This window comes from Janthinobacterium sp. GW821-FHT03C08 (assembly GCF_059420905.1).
On record NZ_JBWKUP010000059.1, the window covers coordinates 1 to 581 of the forward strand.

General features: G+C 62.0%; 1 protein-coding gene. It reads left to right on the plus strand.

Going from position 1 to position 581, the window contains the following annotated elements; translation table 11 throughout:
* The coding region (locus AC07VL_RS28060; RefSeq protein WP_494808761.1) for an AMP-binding protein at window positions 1-581 on the plus strand (581 nt) is incomplete at both ends.

The window sequence follows — 581 nt, forward strand, 5'->3', positions numbered from 1 at the left end:
TGCTGCAAAAGACGCCGATCAGTTTTGACGTTTCGGTATGGGAGTTGACCTGGCCGTTGTTGTACGGCGCGCGCCTGTTGCTGGCCAAGCCGGAGGGACACAAGGATCCGTTCTATCTTGCCGACTTGATCCAGGCGCAGGGGGTGACGACCTTGCACTTCGTGCCGTCCATGCTGCGTTCCATGCTCGACAGCGGTGCATGGCAACACTGTGTTTCGGTGCGGCAGGTGTTCTGTAGCGGCGAAGCGCTGCCGGCGGAGATGGTCAATGGCCATCATGGGCAGCACGCTGCGGTATTGCACAATCTGTATGGGCCGACAGAGGCGGCGATCGATGTCAGTTATTGGGCTTGTCCGCGTGGTACCGCCTTGACGCAGGTGCCGATCGGCAAGCCGATCCAGAACATCGTGCTGTACGTGCTGGGAACGCAACTGGAGTTGCTGCCCATGGGGGCGACGGGTGAACTGCATATCGGCGGTGTCGGTCTGGCGCGTGGCTATGTGAACCGTCCGGAACTGACGGCGGAACGCTTCATCGCCAACCCGTATCACGAGGCCGGCACGGCGGGCAGCAGCGCGCGG